The sequence below is a fragment of the Vibrio sp. 1069 genome (genome assembly GCF_033340555.1).
Map to the genome: position 1 here is coordinate 1 of NZ_JAWOWP010001039.1, position 502 is coordinate 502.

Annotated in this window: 1 pseudogene; it reads right to left on the reverse strand. The window is 41.0% G+C overall.

The window, feature by feature from the left end:
- Positions 1-502, reverse strand: a pseudogene (locus R7040_RS30480) (ATPase); the annotation flags it as partial.

The following is a 502-nucleotide window of genomic DNA, read 5'->3' on the forward strand; positions in this document are numbered from 1 at the left end:
GCGCTAACAAACGAGGCTAGTTCAATACCGAGAGGAAATGTCATCAGCGAGGCTAACTGTTGGTTAAGCATCACTCCCATTGCAACCGCAACACCAGTAGATAAAATACGTGTAACTTCTCGCACCAAAGCTCCAGGGCTAAGTCTCTGTGGATTAAAGAACAAGACTTTAGCAGCCGAAACTAGACTTGACCAAGTTTCACGGAGGAGTTTTCCAATCAACTTTTGAGTGGTGAAAAAGATGTTCATTATGGTCGAACTTAAGCTAGACAGGGCACCCGCTAAAGCCCCGTTTTTAAACTCTTCAAGAATATCTTTGAATCTAGTTTTGACCCTATCCCAAATTTTTAGTGCGGTAACCTTTAGCTTATTTAGGAACTTATCAAGTGTGAAGTTTTCTTCTTTATCTTTAAAGATCTGAGGAATTGCATCTTTTATTTCAAACCAAACTTCAGCAAAAACAAGCCCTAATGCCTGTCGAACCCCCATTGCGAAACCAGCTT